Below are 648 nucleotides of genomic sequence, written 5' to 3' on the forward strand. Positions count from 1 at the left end.
AAACCAGTACTGAACATCTCGGCCTTGTTGGCTTTGCGACACCTGTTTATTAATCCATTGGTTCAAGCGCTTAGATATGATGCGGCTACCAAACTGGAGCACCAAATCACATTCGTCGAGTTGGCTGGCCAACTTAGGCTGTTGTAACCACAAATCATAATGTGACCAACCGGAGCTAACTCCACTTTGCGGATCCGCCAATACAGGCCACCCCATTTGCTGTGCAAACGCTTTTGCCGCTTGCGCGTGATCAGCAGGTAAGCTGCCAATAACAACCACGCCTTTTCTATCAGCACAAAATGGAATGTCACGAAATGATGGACTGACGAATCGTTGAGTATATGTTTGACCGCCTTTGCGCCACGCTTCGACACTGTTCAGGTAGCTTTGGTAAGCGCTTTTTTCCCCGTCAGAATACAGCGGCTCAGGAAAGGCGCAGTTAATGTGAACCGCGCTGCCATGTAACTGCTGGTTAAACATCACCTCATCAACCGAAGTGAGTAACCAGTTGAGCGGCGTATTTAAACTCGGACTTGGCAAGTTCAAATTTGCCGATACATGATGCGAAAAAATCCCAAGTTGATTAATTGCTTGGTTTGCGCCACAACCGACGAGTTCAACAGGGCGATCAGCGGTAAGCAAAACCAG

1 pseudogene is annotated in these 648 nt (G+C 48.0%); it reads right to left on the minus strand.

Annotation, left to right across the window (positions count from 1 at the left end):
* Window positions 1-648, minus strand: a pseudogene (locus tag R7Z49_RS25695) (2-succinyl-5-enolpyruvyl-6-hydroxy-3-cyclohexene-1-carboxylic-acid synthase); the annotation flags it as partial.

This window comes from Vibrio sp. 1562, assembly GCF_033340155.1.
GTDB classification, from domain to species: domain Bacteria; phylum Pseudomonadota; class Gammaproteobacteria; order Enterobacterales; family Vibrionaceae; genus Vibrio; species Vibrio alginolyticus.